The 20,438-nt window shown below is 35.0% G+C and carries 21 protein-coding genes and 1 pseudogene; 7 read left to right on the top strand and 15 right to left on the bottom strand.

Annotation, left to right across the window (positions count from 1 at the left end):
• Positions 1 to 94 precede the first annotated feature (94 nt).
• The 4 genes from hslO to IAE52_RS07030 all read left to right on the top strand — a co-directional run bounded on the left by hslO (position 95) and on the right by IAE52_RS07030 (position 2,995).
• Positions 95 to 961 carry an Hsp33 family molecular chaperone HslO gene (gene hslO / locus IAE52_RS07045; RefSeq protein ID WP_004254807.1) on the top strand — a complete coding sequence of 289 codons (867 nt, stop codon included), beginning with the start codon at positions 95 to 97 and terminating at the stop codon, positions 959 to 961.
• Between the two features lie 54 nt (positions 962 to 1,015).
• Positions 1,016 to 1,537: a dihydrofolate reductase family protein gene (locus IAE52_RS07040; protein ID WP_033900830.1), complete on the top strand. Its 522-nt coding sequence runs from the start codon at positions 1,016 to 1,018 to the stop codon at positions 1,535 to 1,537.
• Between the two features lie 127 nt (positions 1,538 to 1,664).
• Entirely contained in the window at positions 1,665 to 2,669 is a 1,005-nt protein-coding gene (dusB, locus tag IAE52_RS07035) for a tRNA dihydrouridine synthase DusB (RefSeq protein ID WP_012898479.1), read from the top strand.
• Between the two features lie 95 nt (positions 2,670 to 2,764).
• The gene (locus tag IAE52_RS07030; RefSeq protein WP_004254795.1) at positions 2,765 to 2,995 is read left to right on the top strand and encodes a hypothetical protein; all 231 of its coding nucleotides are present in this window, start codon (positions 2,765 to 2,767) and stop codon (positions 2,993 to 2,995) included.
• 39 nt (positions 2,996 to 3,034) lie between these two features.
• Here IAE52_RS07030 and IAE52_RS07025 read toward each other — a convergent pair whose 3' ends face one another.
• The 13 genes from IAE52_RS07025 to yfmF all read right to left on the bottom strand — a co-directional run bounded on the left by IAE52_RS07025 (position 3,035) and on the right by yfmF (position 16,900).
• Positions 3,035 to 3,919 (bottom strand): YitT family protein, encoded by an 885-nt coding sequence (locus IAE52_RS07025; protein WP_004254791.1) that lies wholly within the window; start codon positions 3,917 to 3,919, stop codon positions 3,035 to 3,037.
• Between the two features lie 149 nt (positions 3,920 to 4,068).
• Positions 4,069 to 4,944, bottom strand: a complete 876-nt coding sequence (locus IAE52_RS07020) for a YitT family protein (RefSeq protein WP_012898480.1) — start codon at positions 4,942 to 4,944, stop codon at positions 4,069 to 4,071.
• A gap of 99 nt (positions 4,945 to 5,043) precedes the next feature.
• Positions 5,044 to 5,973: a YitT family protein gene (locus tag IAE52_RS07015; RefSeq protein WP_004254786.1), complete on the bottom strand. Its 930-nt coding sequence runs from the start codon at positions 5,971 to 5,973 to the stop codon at positions 5,044 to 5,046.
• Complete coding sequence (gene aspS / locus IAE52_RS07010) at positions 5,954 to 7,726, bottom strand: aspartate--tRNA ligase (protein WP_109991311.1); 1,773 nt, start codon at positions 7,724 to 7,726, stop codon at positions 5,954 to 5,956. The genes IAE52_RS07015 and aspS overlap by 20 nt, the downstream gene beginning before the upstream one ends.
• A gap of 60 nt (positions 7,727 to 7,786) precedes the next feature.
• Positions 7,787 to 8,155, bottom strand: coding sequence for an HIT family protein (locus IAE52_RS07005; protein WP_012898482.1), 369 nt, complete (start codon positions 8,153 to 8,155; stop codon positions 7,787 to 7,789).
• 24 nt (positions 8,156 to 8,179) lie between these two features.
• Positions 8,180 to 9,472, bottom strand: a complete 1,293-nt coding sequence (gene hisS, locus IAE52_RS07000; protein ID WP_109991312.1) for a histidine--tRNA ligase — start codon at positions 9,470 to 9,472, stop codon at positions 8,180 to 8,182.
• A gap of 312 nt (positions 9,473 to 9,784) precedes the next feature.
• Complete coding sequence (locus tag IAE52_RS06995; protein ID WP_109991313.1) at positions 9,785 to 10,945, bottom strand: Rgg/GadR/MutR family transcriptional regulator; 1,161 nt, start codon at positions 10,943 to 10,945, stop codon at positions 9,785 to 9,787.
• Between the two features lie 243 nt (positions 10,946 to 11,188).
• Positions 11,189 to 11,512, bottom strand: coding sequence for a hypothetical protein (locus tag IAE52_RS06990; protein WP_017865074.1), 324 nt, complete (start codon positions 11,510 to 11,512; stop codon positions 11,189 to 11,191).
• A gap of 3 nt (positions 11,513 to 11,515) precedes the next feature.
• Positions 11,516 to 12,376 carry a hypothetical protein gene (locus tag IAE52_RS06985; RefSeq protein WP_109991314.1) on the bottom strand — a complete coding sequence of 287 codons (861 nt, stop codon included), beginning with the start codon at positions 12,374 to 12,376 and terminating at the stop codon, positions 11,516 to 11,518.
• Positions 12,377 to 12,619: 243 nt separating this feature from the next.
• Positions 12,620 to 13,192 carry a CDP-diacylglycerol--glycerol-3-phosphate 3-phosphatidyltransferase gene (pgsA, locus tag IAE52_RS06980; RefSeq protein WP_012898490.1) on the bottom strand — a complete coding sequence of 191 codons (573 nt, stop codon included), beginning with the start codon at positions 13,190 to 13,192 and terminating at the stop codon, positions 12,620 to 12,622.
• A gap of 40 nt (positions 13,193 to 13,232) precedes the next feature.
• Positions 13,233 to 14,129, bottom strand: a complete 897-nt coding sequence (locus tag IAE52_RS06975) for a RodZ family helix-turn-helix domain-containing protein (RefSeq protein WP_109991315.1) — start codon at positions 14,127 to 14,129, stop codon at positions 13,233 to 13,235.
• 211 nt (positions 14,130 to 14,340) lie between these two features.
• The gene (gene yfmH, locus IAE52_RS06970; RefSeq protein WP_017865078.1) at positions 14,341 to 15,624 is read right to left on the bottom strand and encodes an EF-P 5-aminopentanol modification-associated protein YfmH; all 1,284 of its coding nucleotides are present in this window, start codon (positions 15,622 to 15,624) and stop codon (positions 14,341 to 14,343) included.
• Positions 15,614 to 16,900 carry an EF-P 5-aminopentanol modification-associated protein YfmF gene (yfmF, locus tag IAE52_RS06965; protein ID WP_187398478.1) on the bottom strand — a complete coding sequence of 429 codons (1,287 nt, stop codon included), beginning with the start codon at positions 16,898 to 16,900 and terminating at the stop codon, positions 15,614 to 15,616. Before yfmF ends, yfmH begins: the two co-directional genes overlap by 11 nt.
• A gap of 197 nt (positions 16,901 to 17,097) precedes the next feature.
• Between yfmF and yaaA the strand changes: the two genes are divergently transcribed.
• Together yaaA and recF are read left to right on the top strand one after the other, a co-directional pair.
• Positions 17,098 to 17,460 carry a S4 domain-containing protein YaaA gene (gene yaaA, locus IAE52_RS06960; protein WP_109991316.1) on the top strand — a complete coding sequence of 121 codons (363 nt, stop codon included), beginning with the start codon at positions 17,098 to 17,100 and terminating at the stop codon, positions 17,458 to 17,460.
• Complete coding sequence (recF, locus tag IAE52_RS06955; protein ID WP_033900817.1) at positions 17,460 to 18,536, top strand: DNA replication/repair protein RecF; 1,077 nt, start codon at positions 17,460 to 17,462, stop codon at positions 18,534 to 18,536. Before yaaA ends, recF begins: the two co-directional genes overlap by 1 nt.
• Before the next feature lie 86 nt (positions 18,537 to 18,622).
• Here recF and IAE52_RS06950 read toward each other — a convergent pair.
• Positions 18,623 to 18,992, bottom strand: a pseudogene (locus IAE52_RS06950) (carboxymuconolactone decarboxylase family protein).
• Positions 18,993 to 19,069: 77 nt separating this feature from the next.
• Here IAE52_RS06950 and IAE52_RS06945 point away from each other — a divergent pair.
• Positions 19,070 to 19,447, top strand: coding sequence for a MerR family transcriptional regulator (locus tag IAE52_RS06945; protein WP_109991317.1), 378 nt, complete (start codon positions 19,070 to 19,072; stop codon positions 19,445 to 19,447).
• 13 nt (positions 19,448 to 19,460) lie between these two features.
• Here the strand turns inward: IAE52_RS06945 and IAE52_RS06940 are convergent, their stop codons facing one another.
• Positions 19,461 to 20,396 carry an alpha/beta hydrolase gene (locus IAE52_RS06940; protein WP_033900815.1) on the bottom strand — a complete coding sequence of 312 codons (936 nt, stop codon included), beginning with the start codon at positions 20,394 to 20,396 and terminating at the stop codon, positions 19,461 to 19,463.
• Positions 20,397 to 20,438: the final 42 nt, after the last annotated feature.

The following is a 20,438-nucleotide window of genomic DNA, read 5'->3' as shown; positions in this document are numbered from 1 at the left end:
AATCTGAGGTTTTTTCTTGCTTTTATATCATTTATTGATTGACAATTTTTGTGCTCTATTGAGGTCAGTTGGGGTCTTGTGGTACAATAGACTCATGGATAAAATTATCAAATCAATCTCAAAAAATGGGCATTTCAGAGCTTTTGCTTTGGATTCAACCCTAACTGTGAAAGAAGCACAGGAACGCCATCAAACATGGCCAACTTCGACGGTTGCCTTAGGTCGTACATTGATTGCTGGACAAATTTTAGGAGCTAATGAAAAAGGTGATACTAAAATTACAGTTAAAGTTCTGGGTGATGGAGCAATGGGGCCAATCATCGCAGTCGCTGACAGCCGCGGCCATGTCAAAGGTTATGTCAAAAATCGTGAACTCGACTATAAAAAAGCTTCAACTGGTGAAGTGTTAGTTGCTCCTTTTGTTGGTAATGGCTTTTTAGTTGTGGTCAAAGACATGGGACTTAAACAACCTTATAGTGGTCAAGTTGATTTAATTACTGGTGAAATTGGCGAAGACTTAGCTTGGTATTTTTTAAGTTCAGAACAAACTCCTTCTTCTGTTGGTGTGAATGTTTTGCTTAATGAAGACTCAGATACAGTCAAAATTGCTGGTGGATTTATGTTGCAAGCTTTGCCAGATGCTACTGACGAAGAAATTACCGAAATTGAACATAATATTAAAAGTATGCCTTCAATTGCAACAATGCTGACCAGTGAAGAACCATTAAAAACGATGTTAGACAATATTTATGGCGATATGGAATACAAAAATCTTGGCGAATTTCCTTTGGAATTCAAATGTGATTGTAGTAAGGAACGTTTCCTTGAAGGCATTAAATCTCTAGGAAGAGAACCAATTGAGGAAATGATAGCCGAGGATCACGGTGCTGAAATTATTTGTCAATTCTGTGAAAACAAATATGAGTATTCTGAAGATGAATTAAAAGCACTCCTTAAGTAAAATAACTAATTATTTTACTGACAGAAATTCTGTCAGTAAATAGAATTGAGAAAAATGACTGTAAAACTTTTTATTGCTTCTACATTAGACGGCTATATTGCCACCAAAGAAGAAAGTCTCCAATGGCTTTTTGATGTTGAGGGTGAGGGTGATAACGGCTATGGTGCTTTTTATAGTGATATTGATACAATCATTATGGGTAAAAAGACTTATGATTGGTTAGAAAAAGAGCAAGCCGGTCAGTGGCCTTATTCTGACAAAACTTCTTATATTTTAACTCATCAAAAAATTTCTTCTACTGACAGTATCGTTTTTATTGACAAAGAAAAACTGACAGAGCTGTCAGTAAATTTTGCGGATACTGACAAAAATATCTGGGTTGTTGGCGGCGGAGAAGTCATCAAACTTTTTCTTGAAAATCATTGGGTTGATGAATTACAAGTTACCATTGCCCCAGTTTTACTAGGAGACGGAATTTCACTTTTTCCGTCAGGAAATTACAAAGAGAAACTTCAACTGATTGACACAAAAACTTACGGACAATTTGTTGAATTACATTATTTAGTAAAAAAATAGATACTGACGATTTTGTCAGTATTTTTTGTCAGTAAAACTTACTGACAGAATTCACCGACAGATCTGTCAGTAACTTTTTAAGCCTTAAAACCTTGTGAAATCTCAAAAAATTGCTATAATATTCTTTATGACTATGGACAAAATTTACAACGAATCGTGGAAAATTGGCGATATCGAAATAAAAAATAAAATTGTGTTAGCACCAATGGCCGGAATTACGAATAAAGCTTTTCTGACTACTGCTAAAGAATTTGGAGCTGGACTTGTTGTAACTGAAATGATTTCTGATAAAGGAATTGAACATCGCAACAAAAAGACTTTGGAAATGATGGATTTTGAAGGGGTCCCTCATCCACTCTCAATGCAAATTTTTGGGGGTGAAGTAGATACTCTGGTTGAAGCAGCCAAATTTGTTGAAGCAAATACTGTTGCTGATATTATTGATATCAATATGGGTTGCCCAGTACCCAAAGTAACTAAAAACGAAGCCGGTTCTCGTCTTTTGCTTGATCCTGATAAAGTTTATGATGTGGTCTCTGCTGTTTCTAAAGCTATTTCAAGACCATTAACAGTGAAAATCCGAATTGGTTGGGATGATGACCACCTTTTTGCAGTTGAAAATGCTAAAGCAATTGAAGCGGGAGGCGGAGCGGCTGTTTCTATGCATGCACGAACCAAAGCACAAGCTTATACAGGAAATGCTCAAGAAAATTGGCACTGGCTCAAAAAATTGACCGAAAATGTCAATATTCCGGTCATCGGAAATGGCGATGTCAAGACTCCTGAAGACGCGAAACGCATGATTGATGAAACAGGCGTCACTGCGGTCATGATGGGAAGAGCAGCCCTTGGAAACCCTTGGATTCTTCATCGTACCGAGCATTATCTACGAACAGGTGAACTATTGCCTGAACCAACAGTTGCGGAAAAAATGGAAATTGCAAAACTTCACTTGGCACGTCTGGTTGAATTAAAAGGTGATAATCTTGCTAGCCGAGAATTTCGTCAGCACGCAGCATATTACCTAAAAGGAGCTTCTCGTGCAGCAAAAGTAAAAGTTGCTGTCAATCAAGCAGAATCACAAGCAGAAATTATCACTATTCTCGATAATTTTGTGAATGGAATCAAATAAAACGATATGAAATCTGGAAATTTCCAGGTTTTTTAGTTATAATAAATATAGAGATAAATATTCAAACAATTCCGAAAATAGAAAGGGTTTTCTATATGCGTACAACAAAAGCCACTGAAGAAATCGAAAAAGCTATTATTCACCTGAAGAAAGCAAAACGAGAAATTAGTAATTATACTTTTGAATACAATGTTCAAAACTTGATTCAGTTAGATAAGACAATTAAGCAGTTGGAAAATATCAAAACTGGAATCAATGCAGATAGTTTTTCTGTTGAAGGAGTCAAATCTACCGGTGAAATTGAAGGCGCACGTCTTTCAAGATAATTAATTTCACTGACAAAAATAAAAAATAGCTCAAGAGAGCTATTTTTTTCCTTTTTTAGCCACTTTATAACGACTGCGTGGATAAGTGAAATCACCAATGACTTCATGAACATTTATAATTGATGTGAAAGCATTCGGGTCAAGAATAGACAAAATTTGTTTTACTTCTTGAATTTCTCCAGGGTTTAAAACAACATATAAAATTTCTTTAGAATTTCCTGAGTAAGCCCCTTCTCCATGTAAATAAGTCGCGCTACGACCGATTTCTTCAATTATTGCTTTAGCAATTTCAGCATGATTATTCGTGATAATAAGCATTCCTCGAACCGTATAACCACCAGATTGAACCACATTAATTACTTGTGCTGCCACAAAACTTGCAATCAAAGTGTACATCATATGGCGTAAATCAATATAGCTTAATGAAAGTAACATCACACAAGCATCAAAGATAAAGAAAGTTCGCCCAACAGCGACCCCAGCCTTAATCTGCAAAAGCTTGGCAATAATATCGGCCCCACCAGTCGTTCCACCAAAACGGAAAACTAAACCAATTCCTGTTCCGGCAAATACACCAGCGAGCAAAGCAGCGATTAAATAATCATGTCCAACATTAATTGCGACTGGAATCCGTTGGAAAATCCACATCCAGATTGAAAGACTCACGATTCCCCAAATTGTATAAACAAAGGTTCGGCGCCCAAGAAAGCGATAGCCAAGAATTAAAAGTGGAATATTTAAGATAAGCTGGGTGTAGGAAGGGTCAATATTCAATAAAGCATAACCAATCAATGAAAGCCCAGCGACTCCACCTTCAGCCAAGTGGTTCCCCATGTTGAACTCAACAAAACCAAAGGCATAGATTGCTGTACCAATTGTAACAGCAAGAAGTTGCAAAAAATGCACCTTAGATAATTTTTTCATAATATTCCTCAAAAATTTCGATGAAATATCCTTGCCGAGGGCAAGGATGTTTAAATCTATTGTAGTTTAAATTTAGAATTTAGTCAACTTTTGAAAACTTCTCCCTTTTTAACTTAAGTATCTTAAAAAAAATAGCCCAATGAGCTATTTTATTTTTTTAAATCTTTAAATCTACCCCGTTTAGGAGCGAAATCTCCCACAACTTCATGAACATTGATGACTGAAGCGAAGGCATTCGGGTCAATTACCGATAGAATTTGTTTTACTTCTTGTATTTCACTTGGGTTAAGAACAACGTAAAGCACTTCTTTTTCAGTTCCTGAATAGGCTCCTTCACCGTGTAAATATGTTGCGCTTCGGCCAATTTCTTCAATAATTGTTTTAGCAACTTCTACATGATGATTTGTGATAATAAGCATTCCCCGAACTGTATAACCGCCATTTTGAATCAAATTAATCATTTGCATTGAAATAAAGCTGGCAATCAAAGTATACATCATATGTTTAAGGTCAACATAACTTAAAGATAGAGCCAAGATACAAGAGTCAAAGATAAAAAGCATTCGCCCAACAGGAATTCCTTTTTTTATTTGAAATAACTTAGCAAGAATATCTGTCCCACCTGTTGTTCCACCAAAGCGAAAGACTAATCCGATTCCTGAACCTGAAAAGACTCCGGCGAGTAAAGCGGCTATTAGAGTATCATTTCCAATATTAATTGTAAAACTGACCCTTTGGAAAATCCAAATCCAAACAGCTAAACTCACAATTCCCCAAATTGTATAAATAAAGGTTCTTCTTCCTAAAAAACGATAACCTATCATCAAAAGAGGAATATTGATTAAAAGTTGAACATAAGAAGGGTCAATATGCCATAAAGCATAAGAAATCAAAGAAAGTCCGGCGACCCCTCCTTGAGCTAAGTGATTCGCCATATTAAAGGCGACAAAGCCAAAAGCATAAATTCCAGTACCAATTGCGATGGCAAGCAAGTACAAAAAATGTACTCGTGCAAATCTTTTCATTTTATTTCCTCCTTTATTTTTTCAGATAATAAGGGGAGAAAGTCCTCCTTTTGGCTTTCTCCCTTTTATCTTTCTTTTTTCAATGTAAAACCTAAGCAGTTAATCTTCTACTTCTGCAAATTTTCCAAGCACTCGAACATTCTCCGATATTGATACAAAAGCATGTTCGTCATATTTTTGAATAATATCCTTGAATTCCTGATATTCATACATTGTAATGACAGTCATGAGGACGGTCTGACTGGTATGTGTATAGCCACCTTCCGCGTCATGTAAAATGGTTACTCCATGTTTAAAACGATTCACTAATTTCTTTGTCAGTAATTCTGGATTTTTAGTTACAATCATTACTTGAAGACGTTTTTGTCTTGTAAAGATTGCATCTTGAACACGAGAGTTAACGAAAATAGCAATTAAACTATAGAGCATGTATTCCCAGCCAAAAAGAACTCCGGCTGTAAAAATAATCACACCATTGACCAGAAATGCCAAAGTTCCAACACTTCTTCCTGTTTTCTTACGCATATAGAGGCTGACGATATCAGTCCCTCCAGAAGAAATCCCAGATTTCATTGCATTCCCAACACCAAATCCCATAATTGCCCCACCAAAGACAGCATTAATAACTGGCTCATGTGTTAAGGGCGTCACTGGAATAAAATGGATGAAAACTGAACTCATAACAACTGTAATCACTGTATAAACGGTGAACTGTTTGCCTATTCCTCGCCAAGCAAGAATGAAAAGTGGCGCATTTACTAATATCAAAGAAGCAGAAATAGGTAAGATATTATGACCACTTATTCTGGCTACTAATTCAGTAACAACCTGAGCTGCCCCCGTCGCACCAGAAGCATACACATGTCCTGGCTGATAGAAAAAGTTCAATGCGAATGATGAGAAGACAGCATAAACAACTGCTGCCGAAAATTTATTTGCCATTTTTTCAGCGCCAATAGATTTTAAAACTTGATAAAGTCCAATTCTATCTAGAAGGGCGCCGAGAATTTTATTGATCTTTGTTTGCAAGTTTAATACTCAATTCTTCCAGTTGTTTTTCAGCAACTATGGATGGAGCCTGTGTCATTGGGTCAGAGGCTTTGTTATTTTTAGGGAAAGCAATTACTTCACGGATATTGTCTTTTCCAGCAAGCAACATTACGAAACGGTCAAGACCGAGTGCCAAACCGCCATGTGGTGGGAAACCATAATCAAGTGCTTCAAGCAAGAAACCAAATTGTTCGTTTGCATCTTCTAATTTAAAGCCAAGAGCGCTCAACATTTCTTCTTGAAGTTGGCGGGTATTAATTCTTAATGACCCTCCACCAAGTTCATAACCATTTAAAACAATATCATAAGCATGGGCACGAACTTTTTTCAAATCAGAATCTTTGCTATGTCCGTCAGCAGATAAAAAGGCTTGTGTTTCTTTCGTTGGTAAAGTAAACGGATGATGAGCAGACATATAACGTTCTTCTTCATCTGACCACTCAAACATAGGCCAATCAATGACCCAAAGGAAATTGAACTGACGGAAATCAATCAATCCTTGTTGTTTACCAATCGTTAAACGAAGCGCACCAAGAGCTGAATTTGCTACATCAAGACTGTCAGCAACGAAGAGTACCAAGTCATTGTCAGTCAATTTCAATTCATTAACAAAGCTGTCAGTAGATTCTGCTAAGAATTTAGAAACGCCACCAGTAAATTCACCTTTTTCAAATTTAACCCAAGCAAGGCCTTTAGCCCCATTTTGTTTGGCTTGTTCTGTCAATTTATCAATTGACTTACGAGAATATTTGTCAGCAGCATCTTTGACAACAATCGCTTTAACAACTTCTGCTTCTTGGAAAACTTTGAAATCAATTGTTTTAGCAAGTGCTGACAAGTCTGTCAGTAACAATTCAAAACGAGTATCAGGTTTGTCAGAACCATAAAAGTTCATGGCATCATCATATTTCATACGTGGGAAAGGTAAAGTGACATCAATTCCTTTCACATCGTTCATGACTTTAGCAATTAACTCTTCTGTCAAATCTTGAATTTCTTCTTCTGACAAAAATGATGTTTCTAAATCGACTTGTGTGAATTCTGGCTGACGGTCACCACGTAAATCTTCATCACGGAAACATTTAACAATTTGATAATAACGATCAAGCCCAGCAGTCATTAAAAGCTGTTTCATTAATTGTGGTGATTGTGGAAGAGCATAAAATTCACCTTTATTAACACGAGATGGAACAAGATAATCACGCGCTCCTTCTGGTGTTGATTTATTTAAAAATGGTGTTTCAACATCAATGAATCCTGCTCCATCCAAATATTCACGAATTGAACGAGTCGTCGCATGACGCATTGTGATATTTTTAAGCATTTCTGGACGACGTAAATCAAGGTAACGATATTTCAAACGAGTATCATCAAGAACTTCAACATCATCTTTAATTTCAAAAGGTGTTGTTTTAGAAGTAGACAAAATTTCAATGGCAGTCGCTTCAATTTCAATACCACCAGTTTTAATTTTGTCATTCTTGCTTGCGCGCTCAACAACTTTACCTGTCACTTCAAGAACAAATTCATTGCGTGCTTTATCAGCCGCTTCTGCCACATCAGCCGCTGCTGTTTCAGGATTGACAACGATTTGGACAATCCCTTCTCGGTCACGTAAATCAATGAAAATTAATCCACCAAGATTACGGCGTTTGGCTACCCAGCCTTTAACCGTAATCGTTTGATTTAAGTATTCTTCTGTAATATTTCCCGCGTAATTTGTACGTTTCATATAAATGTAAATTTTACTCTTCTAGTACACAAAGTAAAATTTTACTCCTCTTTCTTTTTATTATCTATAGTTTTGTTTTTCAGGTATGACACCACGAACACCACCGGTTGGATTTTTTACATCTCCCTGATGCCGCGGTATTAGATGAACATGACAATGAAAAACAGTTTGTCCAGCTGCTTTACCAACATTAATGCCAATATTGTAGGCCTCGGCATGAAATTTCTCAGTTAAATTATCTTTTGATAAGTCTAAAAGTTCTTCAATTGCTTTTCTTTCAGCTTTGGTCATCTCAAAATATGAAGACACATGTCTTTTAGGTGTAATCAACATATGACCTTCACTGACTGGATAGGCATCATAAAATGCCTGTGCCAATTCATTTTCAAAGATTGTATCTTTCATCTGACAAAATGGACAATCCGTCATCAATTCACCCCTTCTTTAAGTCACTTAAAGTTCTTCATCCGCATAAATCTCTTCAAAAATCGGTGCAAATGATTTATGAACAGCTTTAAGTGTTGTTTCTACTTGTTTACGTGTTTGATTATGTTTCACTTTGATTTGACCTGTGCGAATCTCATCTTCTCCAAGTGTAATAATCAACTCAGCACCCAATTTTTCAGCCGTTTTAAATTGCGCTCCTAGTTTTCGATTTGAGAAATCACGTTCGACTTTAAAGGCCTGTTCACGTAGGCTTTCAGCTAATTTTGTTGCTTCAAGATTTGCTTTTTCGCCCATTACAGCAATATAAACATCCAAAGTTTCTTCAGGAATGAAATTAATTTCTTGTTTTTGAGCAATCATCAAAAGTCTTTCAATTCCTAAACCAAAACCAAAGGCAGGAGTTGCTGGTCCGTCGAAATATTCAACTAACCCATCATAACGTCCACCACCACATACAGTCAAATCTTTACCATCAAAATCGACAATAAATTCAAAAATTGTATCATTATAATAATCTAAACCACGAACCATATTTGGGTCAATAGTGTACTCAATATGTAAAGCTTCAAGTAAGGCTTTCACTTCTTCAAAATAAGCCTTTGAAGCTTCATTGAGATAGTCTAAAATAGCTGGAGCATTTTTAACAATTGCGATGTCTTCTGCTTCTTTACTATCCAAAACGCGTAAAGGATTTTCATTGAGACGACGACGGCTATCTTCTGAAAGTTGATTCTCAAAAGGAGTCAAATAATCAATCAATGCTTGACGGTAAGCCATGCGACTTTCCATATCTCCAAGTGTATTTAGAGCTAGTTTAAGACCAGTAATTCCTAACTGGCGGAAAAGTGTGTCAGCCATTGCAATAATTTCTACATCAACTGCTGGATTTTTCACTCCTAAACACTCTACACCAAATTGATGAAATTGACGTAAACGTCCTGATTGTGGACGTTCATAACGAAACATTGGTGCGTCATACCATAGCTTCACTGGTTTTACTACTTCAGGGGCATAGAGTTTATTCTCAATATAAGCCCGAACAGCTGAGGCAGTTCCTTCTGGACGAAGCGCAATATGACGTCCCCCTTTATCCTCAAAATCATACATTTCTTTGGTAACAATATCACTTGTTTCACCTGTTGCACGACTAAAAAGTTCATAGCTTTCAAACATCGGTGTCCGAATTTCTTTGAAATTATAATCATTGAAAACGCCACGAGCAATTTCTTCAATGTACTGCCATTTTGCAGTTTCAGCAGGCAGTAAATCTGCTGTTCCTTTTGGTTTTTGAAGTTTCATTTTTTTCCTTTCGGTTAACTGGGAGTAAAAATCTTTATGATTATTCATTGGGTTTGAGCATTCATTCCAAAGATACCGTTTACATAAGAAAGCACCCTAAAGCTTCTCGCTCTAGGGTGCATCATTGCACGGTACCACCTAAATTTGCTCCTAGAAAATCAGAGCCTCAGATTGATTATAACGTTATCACCGATAAACACTGTCACAAACCCTATGAGCTTTCACCAACACTCACTCTCTTTTCTATTATTGTAACGCAAAAAGTGAGCCAAAGCAAGCAACTTTTGTAGGATTTAGAAAATATTTTAACTTCTATGATTCTTCTAAATTAAGAACATGGCGATTATAATATTTTTGAGCAAAATCACGACTAATAGGAACTTCTAAAAAGTCAAATAAGGCAATCACTCTAAGCATTTCTTTTTGACCTTCTATTTTTCCATTCCTATAATCTAAATAAGCCCAAGCAAAGCGATAAAGTCCTTGGACATGTGTATCAAGTGCTTCTGCATAGTGATGAACCATTGATAATAAGGCACTTGCTTTTTGGGTTTCCCCTCTACTTATGAGTGTCATAGCACATCGCCCGGCAGTCTGTACAATACGACGTCGATAAATTAATTTTCCTTTATATTCTTTCTCGTGTAAATTAATATCTGATATTATTGCATAAACTAAAGAGTAAGGGAGTTGCCAAGCATTTAAAGCCAAAATTCCTAAACTATATTCAAGCCAAAGCTCGATTCCAAATAAAAAATCACCAATTTCTGTTACTTCTTCATCATTTAATATTTGATGACAAGCTTTAGCAGTTAATTCTAAGACACGGTAATCAGTGTATTGTCTGGTCAATCTTTCTTGCGAATGCAATTCAAGCCACTCATTATTATAGTTCAAAGTTTCAAAATTTTCTTCAAGGATCTTAACTTTTATTTCTTGATTATTCGCATATTTGTGTGCTTCATTTTGAATCATTTCTGCTTCCGCAAATTCTTCTCTTAACTGTATCCTATCCAACCAGTTGATATAATGAACAAAATAATCATCCTTACTTCCATTGATAATATAAGAAAAATCCTCTTCCGGAATATGCATGAGCCCAAGCATTGCATCAATCACATCATACGGTAGCAAAATTTTTCCACTTTCAAATAGGCTCAAACGAACAGGATTTACACCAACTGGAATAAAAAAATCATCACGATAGCCTTGCTGGTAGCGAATGATATGAAACTTTTCCCCATAAACTTCATCAACTCGACTTTCTCCAGATAAATACATAAAGTCACTCAAAGTATAACCCATAAATTTTAAAAGTTCAGCCAACCTCTCAAAAGAAATATTTGAAGTCCCATTTTCAAGCCTAACAATTCCATTTTTAGACATAATTGATTCTAAATCTTTATACTTAAAACCTGCCAACTGCCGTAACTCTTTGAAACAACTACCATATTTTTGTGACTTTTGTTTCATCTAATTATCCTTCTTTTAATAATATGGCTTTATTATATAACTATTTGTTTGCGCTTTCAAGTCCTGAATCAGTTTTTTAAGATATAAAAAGACCCTGAAGAGGGTCTTCTACTTTCGATTCAATGTCAGTCCGACTTTTTTATCTTGGATACCAATTTAGCGATTAGAAAAACTATCCCTGCCATAAATACTATTAATCCAAGAAATACTATAGTCATTACAAACATATTCAGTTCCTCCTTATCATAAAAGATAACCTAGTCCTATTGATGTAATACCACCGAAGACCATAAGGCTTAAAAAGCAAAGCGTGGCAAATAGAAGATAGATTAGATTTAAATCGTTATTTTTTTCTTTTATATAAAAGTAAAGATAGAAGATAAAGGAAAAAGTGGGAATTCCTAGTAAGAGCAAAACAGGCACCAACCAATCAACCGGACTTATCTTACTTAACATCTTACCGATAAGTTCAAAAGACTTATTCATAAAACTAATCTGACTAAAGAAGGGAGCAGAGAGCCAAAGCCAAATGGTCAGTAAAATAGGAATTGTTTTTTTGATTGTCATAGTTTAGTATCTTCCTACCTGATAAGGAGCGTATGCTTGGGTAAATAAAGCGGGTAACCCTGTCGGTACGACAACTCCACTTCCTATCCCATACATAACCGGTAAATCACCAGTGCCATAATAATAAGCTTGCCAAACTAATTTTGAACAATAGTTCGGATTTACTCCTTTAATATCAGTGGTAATTCTATAATCAATATGAATGTTTTTAGTTATACTTCCAGTGGTAGAATAATAATGAGTATCTGCATATTGAGCAACTTGTCTTGCTAAACCAGTATTTCTTATTCTGTAAACAGATGTCCATTCTTTAATATGTTCAGTAATCCATTGTCTTTTAGGGAGTTGACGATTATTATCTGCTATTCCCCAAAACCAATTAGCCCCACCTGGCATTTCTAAAACATAACCGTCCGCATTTAAGATAGCTGCATGTCCAATTACTCCCATAGGAAAGTCTCCACCAACGACTAAAATATCACCGACTTGGGTATCACGACAGAATTTGTCAATATTATCTTGTGCCGTTCTCAGTCTAATATTTGACTCAGCGGGGGTTTTAAGTTGTAAGACTGGCTCTTTTGTGTCAGCCATAACTCCATAGTTATTGAGTTCTAACCATGATTCATAAGTAATTGATGAATCATAATTTTTGTATTCTTCATAAGAGGGACGCATGGTAGAAATTTCGTCTTTTTCCCAATTTGCTTTTGGATAAAGATTGGGGTCAATAATGTTTTCGTTGACAGCTTTATCATAAAGACCTCCAACATCCGTGAATTCATCAGCATTAACGATTAGTCCTGTAAACAGAACCAGTCCCAGTAGTAGTGCGATGAGGCTTCCAATTTTAAATTTTTTCATTTGCTTTTCTCCTTTTTAGGCTCAGGGTGCAAGACTTTTTTTGTAATAATATTTTCTGTTCATTTGTGCAAAAATCTCCTTTCTATTGTGAACTACAAGTGTTTCAAATTAGCATTATATTCTTTCTAAAATCATTATAACAGTTGATTTTTCGACTTCTTTTATTCGTGCCATATCTGGCACTCCAAATAAAAAAATCCAAGTATTTCTACTTGAATTTTTTTATTTTCTATTTGGAAATGATTAATCAGCATTTCTAAAAACTTGCATATTTTTAGCAAAATAGTCATAGCCACTATAAATGGTAAAGAAGACACAAACATAAAAGAGGATTGTTCCTATATACAAGGGATTTCCAATGAAAAGGAAAATAACACTCAACATTTGTGTGGCAGTTTTGATTTTACCAGGCATTGCAGCCGCCATAACAACTCCACCTTGTTCAACCAATAAGAGGCGCAATCCTGTAACCGCAAGCTCACGACAAATGATAATGGCAACAGCCCACATTGGAACAACATGAAGTCCTACAAGAACAACAAAGGCAACCATATTGAGCATTTTATCGGCCAAAGGGTCCGCAAATTTACCAAAATTGCTGACAACGTGCCATTTACGGGCGAGATATCCATCAAGCCAGTCAGTAAATGAGGCTACGGCAAATACAATTGCTGCGATAACCCACATCACTGAACTATGGTCTTGTGAAACAAAACCATTAAAATGTGCACCTTCTGGTAAATAAAATAAAATCACAAAGATTGGAATCATAAAAATCCTTGCCATTGTCAATTGATTGGGTAATTTCTCTTTCATAGTTCTCCTTTTGCAGCTTAAAATAAGCCTCAACTTTTATTTATTGAGCAGCTGAATTGCTTGTCGTTCGATTAATTTGTAAAGTAATTTTATTTGGTCCAGTTGTGGTTAGTGATGATAAATCAAGAGCTTTTCCATTAACCGTAATGGTAAGCCCTTGAACACTTCCAAGTGTAATTACTGAATTTTCTGCGCCTGTTGTCACTAAAGCAGACAGACTATTTGCTCCATCAGATAATGTTTGACCAGTTGCTGGAACATTGGAATTCGTCATGCCAACCCAAATTGTTCGTCCTGCTGCAACTGAAAAATCAACTTTTATAGGGTCAGAAATATTAGAAATTGTGGCAATCATTGCCGAACTTGAGCCTGAGATAGCAATTGTTGGTTCAGGTTTACTACTACTTGCTTGTGTACTACTTTCTGATGGTTTTGTAGAGCTTGTAGAAGACTTAGAAGTGCTAACTTCACTCTTTGAATAAGAATAATCATTGGTTATTAAATCTGGTGTTTCTGGTTTATTCATAATTACCGCTGCAAAAACACCTACTACAATTAATAATGCCACTGCTGATAAAGAAATAATTGGTACATAATGACGCCATGTTTTTGGCACTTCTTCCTCAGGTTCTACTCGCTCACTCGGTTTCACAAAATGATAATTTTCTAGGATATCCTCTTTATCCTCAACTGTGATTCCTTTGCCTTCATCATAGGCTTGAATAATTCTATCTGCATTCAACCCCAATTTTTCTGCATATTGTTTGAGGTAAGCTTTAATGTAAAAGTCACCCGGTAGGGCTTTATAGTCATCTGTCTCCAGTGCTACGATATATAATTTTTGTACTTGAGTTAATTGTTCTGCTTCAGAAAGATCAAGTCCAAGCGATGTCCGCTTTTCTTTTAAGACTTGTCCGATTGTTTTGATTGTCAACATATCCTCCCTTCATTTTTGTACTGCACATCGATTGTTAATTATCACTGTTCTTTGTTTATTTTGGAGATTTTTACTATCTCACCTTAGAAATTGCGCTGACAAAGTTTCACTGAAACTTTGAGCGACTTTTATTTTACTGACAGAAAGATTTTAATATGCTTAAATTTCTGTCAGTAGATTTTTAGCTTTTCTGTCTTACTGACAGAGGGATTTATTTAGGTAAAATTGTAAATTCTACTTTTTTCATCTCAGAAATAAATTGGTCAGCAAATTTTTCAATTTCTGACAGACTTAATTCTTTCAAAATTTCAGGGAAATCAAAGAAAGTTAAGTCACCATAAATTTCTGATGAAAATTGATTCGCAATATATTCAAGCGAATTTAATGAACTAAAATAATCTCCCAACATTTCTCTTTTGAGTAAGTCGAGATGTTCCTCACTAAAATCTCTATCTATTTTATAACTTTTTATGGCTTCTTGCAAAGTTTGACCTAAAATTTGCGGATTTTCTGTGTCAGCAGTCAACACTGCAAAATGAAATCTCTTGTCCAAATCAAAGGAGAAACCAAAGGAATCGTCGATTAGGCCTGAATTATAAAGCTCTTCATAGCGCTGACTGGTTCTACCAAAAAGCAAATCGAGAAAAAGTTGATTGGCTAATTTATATTTAAATAGGGTCTTTGAGTCACTTGAAAGTTGGTCTTCACCGCGCAGACCAAAAGCAAATTTTGGCATGGCGACTTCAAGTTCCAAACTCTCTCCCGAAATTGGTTCGCTCGCTTTAATTTCTTTTCTTTGAATTTCTGATAGATCAGCAAAGTCTTTTTTAGCTTGATTACTTCTTACAAAGTCTGACATCATCTCAATATCAAAAGGACCTGTTAGGAACAAATTCATATTTTTAGGATGATAAAAAACTTCATAATTTTTATACAAATCATCTGCCGTAATGGCATTAATTGTTGCTGGTGTCCCAGCAATATCAGCTGCTAAAGGAGAATCAGGGTACATTTTTTCCAAAAGCCCTGCAAAAAGACGCCAATCGCTGTCATCTTGATACATTTGGATTTCTTGTTGAATAATTCCTTGTTCCTTTTCAACATTTTCTTTTGTAAAATAAGGTTTTTGGACAAAATCAAGTAAAAGTTCTGTACATTCATAAGAATTTTCACGAGTAGAAAAAAGGTACGAAGTCCTTGAAAAACTTGTAAAAGCATTAGTTTGAGCTCCCAAAGCTCCAAACTTATACATGACATCACCCTCTTCTTTTTCAAAAAGTTTATGCTCTAAGAAATGGGCGATTCCTTCTGGAAAAGTCTGAAATTCACTTTCTCCCAATGGGACAAAACTTGTATCAAGTGAACCAAAATTTGTAGTGAACAAGCCGTAAGTTCGATTGTAATCTGCTTTTGGAAGATAATAAACTGTCAAGCCATTAGGCAAAATATCTGTAAATAATCTCTCACCTATTTTTTCATAAAACTTACTTTTCAAGGCTGACCTCCATTTTTTCCTGATTCACAGTAAATCCTTTCATAAAGTATTCTGCCTGCAGATTTAATGATTTTGCAACGCTAATCAAATCGGCTTTTGAAACAGATTCGAGGGCCTTTAAAAATTCAGACATCGGTAAAAATTTATCTGGAATAAGTGCTTTTACATACTCTAACTCAATTGTGTTTGACGGCGAATCCTGCCCCACAAAATAAGCATTTCGTAACATTGTTTTGGTTTGCTCAACTTCTAATTCTGTAAAATCTCCTGATTTTATGGCTTCTAATTGTTCAAAGATTAAACTTTTGGCTTCTTCATAATTTTCAACGTCAATTCCAGCTGCAATTTTTAGAAAACCTGTGAAAGAATCAAAAGTTGAAGAAATTGAATAGGCTAAACTTGCTTTTTCCCGAACATTGGTAAAGAGTTTTGAATGAGCAAAACCTCCCAAAAGTCCATTCATCACTTGCAAAGCAAGGTAGTTTTTGTCTCCATAAGCAATTGGCATTTGATAAGCGAATTGCAAAATAGATTGAGCCACCTCTTTTTCATCTGACACTACTGAGCTTTCTGTCAGTGATTGTTGATAAAAAATTTCTTTACTGACAGCTCTGTCAGTAAAATTGAAGTCTGCGAATCGTTCAATCATTCGTTTTTCATCTACATCACCTAAGACAAAGATATCAATGGCATTGTCTGTCAGCATTTTTTGATAATATTCAAAAACGGCTTTTGGATTTTCTTTGGCAATCAATTCGCTCGTTCCAACACTTGGTAATGCTTGATTCTCATCTTCAAAGAATAAATTAGCCAACTGACGGCTGGCATAATAAGAACGGTCATCATTCATTGAGGCCAAATAATGCAATAAATTTCTTTGCTCTCTTTTGAAAATTTCGGGATTGAATTGACCATTAGCAGCATCGGGTTGAAAAATTGCAATTTTCAAGAAATCGACTGCTGCTCCCAAAGTATCAAAATCAACAAGTTTAGGATTTACGATACTCATATTAAGAGAAAGTAAATGTTGTTTCCCTTTTTTAGCCACTCCTGTCGTAAACGAAGCGCCATACATTTCAGATAATTTGCGACTAAAATCTTTTCCGGTTTGATAAACCACATTAGTGCTTTCGAGCATATTAGAAATAAGGACACGTTTCCCAAGGGTGTCAGCTGACATTTCTTCACGAAAACGAACCATTAGTCTTACTGTTTTAAATTTGCTTTCTTTAATGAGATGAAGCATCACTCCATCTGCCATTTTAATTTCTGTCAATTGACTATCACTTTCCTATTTTATCAAGCTTTTTCTAGTTATTAAGGCAACCTTTATTATACCAAAAACTGAAGGAATTTTGTGAGATTTCCTAACGAAAATGACGAATAATTTTTATCTTAAAGCTTCCTTATTTTATTCAATAAATTTCTAAATTTCCAATGAACTAAATTTCAGATTTATGTTAAAATAAGACTATGAAAAAATACATTTTATTTGAAGAATATATCACACTCGGACAAGTTTTGAAAGAACTTGGATTAATTTCAACAGGAGGTCAAGCAAAAATTTTCCTTGCTGAAAACGAAGGAAATATTTTCTATAATGGCGAAGCTGAAAATCGTCGTGGCAAAAAACTCCGTGACGGAGATTTATTAGAATTTCCAACTTTTGATTTAAAAGTTACTTTTGAGCAAGCTGACGCTGATGCGATTAGAGAACATGAAGCAGAAAAAGCTGAAGAAGCGCGTGTTAAAGCTATTGTGAAAAAAATGAACGCGGAAAACAAGACGACAAAACCAGCTAAAAAAGCTCCGCCACGTTTTCCTGGTAGAAAATAATGAAACTCAAAGCAATTGAACTCAAAAATTTTCGTAATTATGAGGAATTAAAACTTGATTTTCATCCTAATCTCAATATTTTTTTAGGACAAAATGCTCAAGGGAAAACAAATATTCTTGAGGCGATTCATTTTTTAGCACTCACTCGTAGTCACAGAACAAGTCACGACAAAGAGCTCATTTCTTGGTCGCAACAAGAAATGAAGGTCTCAGGAGTCGTTGAAAAAGCTCATGTAACTGTTCCACTTGAAGTTCAATTAAGTCCCAAAGGGAGAATTGCTAAAGCCAATCATCTCAAAGAAAATCGCTTAGCCGACTACATTGGTCAACTAAAAATCTTGATGTTTGCACCTGAAAATTTGGAATTAGTCAAAGGTTCTCCAGCTACCCGCAGAAAATTTATGGATATTGAACTGGGACAAATCCATGCGGTTTACCTTTATGATTCCATGCGATATAATCGTGCGTTAAAAGAACGGAATGCTTACTTAAAATTTGATAAAGACAAAATTGATAAAAATTTTTTAAGTGTTCTTGACGGACAATTAGCTGAACATGGTAATAAAATCATGCTTGAGCGGCAAAATTTTATTGATAAACTTGAAGTTCATGCAAAAAAAATCCATGAGCAACTTACTCATGGTAAAGAAAATTTAAAAATCATTTATAATCAAAATGTGAAAACTGACTTTTCAAAAGAATTATTGAGCAGACAAGACCATGATATTTTTAGGCATCAAACATCGGTTGGACCTCATCGTGACGATTTACAATTTTTTATCAATGAGATTAATGTTGCTGATTTTGGTAGTCAAGGACAACAACGAACCGTTGCTCTCTCAATTAAATTAGCAGAAATTGATTTAATTTTTGAAGAGACTGGTGAGTATCCGATTTTACTTTTAGATGATGTCATGAGTGAATTAGACAATCATCGTCAACTTGATTTGATTGAAACAAGTTTGGGTAAAACACAAACTTTTATAACTACAACTACTCTTGATCATCTTAAAAATTTACCTGAAAATCTGAGTATTTTCCATGTTAATGCTGGAACCATTGAACAAGAGCAATAAAAAGTTACTGATGAAACTACTAGCATATCTGTAAACTGCTAAAGCAGTAACAGCTATCCTATGACAAAAATTCATCAGTAACTTTTTTACTTTCTGTCAGTAAAAATTTCCTTAGCAACAAAGATAGCATTTAAAACTCTTGGAAAACCGACATAAGGAGCACAGTGAATAAAAGTTTCAATAATTTCTTCTTGCGTTAGTCCAACATTTAACGAAGCTTGAATATGCACGCGCAATTGATTTTCACAGCCTCCTTGAGTCAACAAACTGGTGATAGTAATCATTTCACGGTCTTTAAAATTGAGAACTCCTCGCTCATAAATCGTTCCAAAAGCAAATTTTAGCATCAGATTATTCAAGTCTGGTGCAAGGTCTTTGAGTGAATCAAAAAACAACTTCAGCAGCTACTCCATCAATTTTCGCTAAATTTTTTAAACCAATTTCTTTTTTATTCATTTTATTTACCAGCTTTCTATGATAAAATCATTATAAACCCTCAAGTTAACTTGAGGGCAAGCAAAAAAGAGAAAAAAATGACTAAAACTTATAAAATTTCAGAAATAGCTTTACTGACCGAACTTCCAATCGATACTCTTCGTTATTATGAAGAACTTGATTTGTTAAAACCTGCTCGAAACTCTAGTAATTATCGAGAGTTTACAGAAACTGACCTTGAATGGATTTACTTTATCAAAAGAGCTAAAGCAACAGGAATGCCTCTTGCAAAAATCCAAGATTATTCTCGCTTAAGAGAACAAGGCGATTCAACAATTATTCAACGTATTTCACTTTTAGTTGAACAAGAGCGAATTTTACGCCAACAAATTACTGATTTAGAATGTCACTTAGATTTTATTTTACAAAAAAAACATCATTACTATGAAATTCTTCAAAAAAACTCGGAATCTTAATTCCGAGTTTTTTTTATGGTGTATCATAAATAAAATTTTTGATATATTTAATAGCTATTTCATTTTCGGTTGCATGGGCGTGACTGGTTTTTGTCGGATATAAAGTTGCACTTATTTCATTTCCGTTCTTTTTAAAAAGATGATAGATTGAAAAACTATCTGCCCAGGGAATAGCACTATCCGTTTGATTTTGAGTATCAAAATCTCCTTCAAGAAACATCATTTCGGTTTTTGAAGACACTTTTTCATAGTTATCTTCAATATATTTGTACATTCCTGTTTTAACCCAAGGACCATTTTCTAAAACATTAGTTAGGGTCTCACCATATTGTAATTTTGTTCCTTCATTATATTCACCATCTAAAGAAACAAATTTATTCACCGGTGGAAAATTTGGGTTGTCAACAGTGTCAATCATATAGTAGATAGCTCCAGTCCCACCGGAAGAATAGCCTACCATATTAACCCAAGGAATATTATAGTGATCACTTAAATAATTCATCATTTTTTGTAAACCTATGGAGTAGGGCTCACCTGAACCAGTTCCTTTGCCTGTTGCAAACTCAATTAAAGGGTATTGATTATCTTTTGATATTTCTCCTTTAACTGTTAAATCATAATTTTTTGTAATATTCGAGATGATTTGCAAAGATTTATCTGCCGGAAGACTTTTTATAGGCAAAAGTTTCTTAACCATAACATCAGGGGGAGTTAGTCCTCCTGACGAACCTGTGATATATATCGTTGGATAAATCACCGGCTTTCCTGAAGACGATTTTTTACTAGTTGTTACTAAACTTGTTTTTGTACTCTCACTTTTATCATAAGTAGTTGTTCCATTAATATGTAATATGAATATGCCTATTCCTAACAGGAAGATTATACCTACTAAAGTAAAGAAAACGATTTTAAATTTATTATTATTTTTTCTTGCCTGTCTTTTTTTCATCCACTTCATTATATCAAATTTTTTTATTAATAATTACTTTGA

Source organism: Lactococcus sp. S47 (assembly GCF_016517475.1).
In the GTDB taxonomy this organism is placed as follows: domain Bacteria; phylum Bacillota; class Bacilli; order Lactobacillales; family Streptococcaceae; genus Lactococcus; species Lactococcus lactis.
This window is presented reverse-complemented; position numbering and strand designations above follow the sequence as displayed.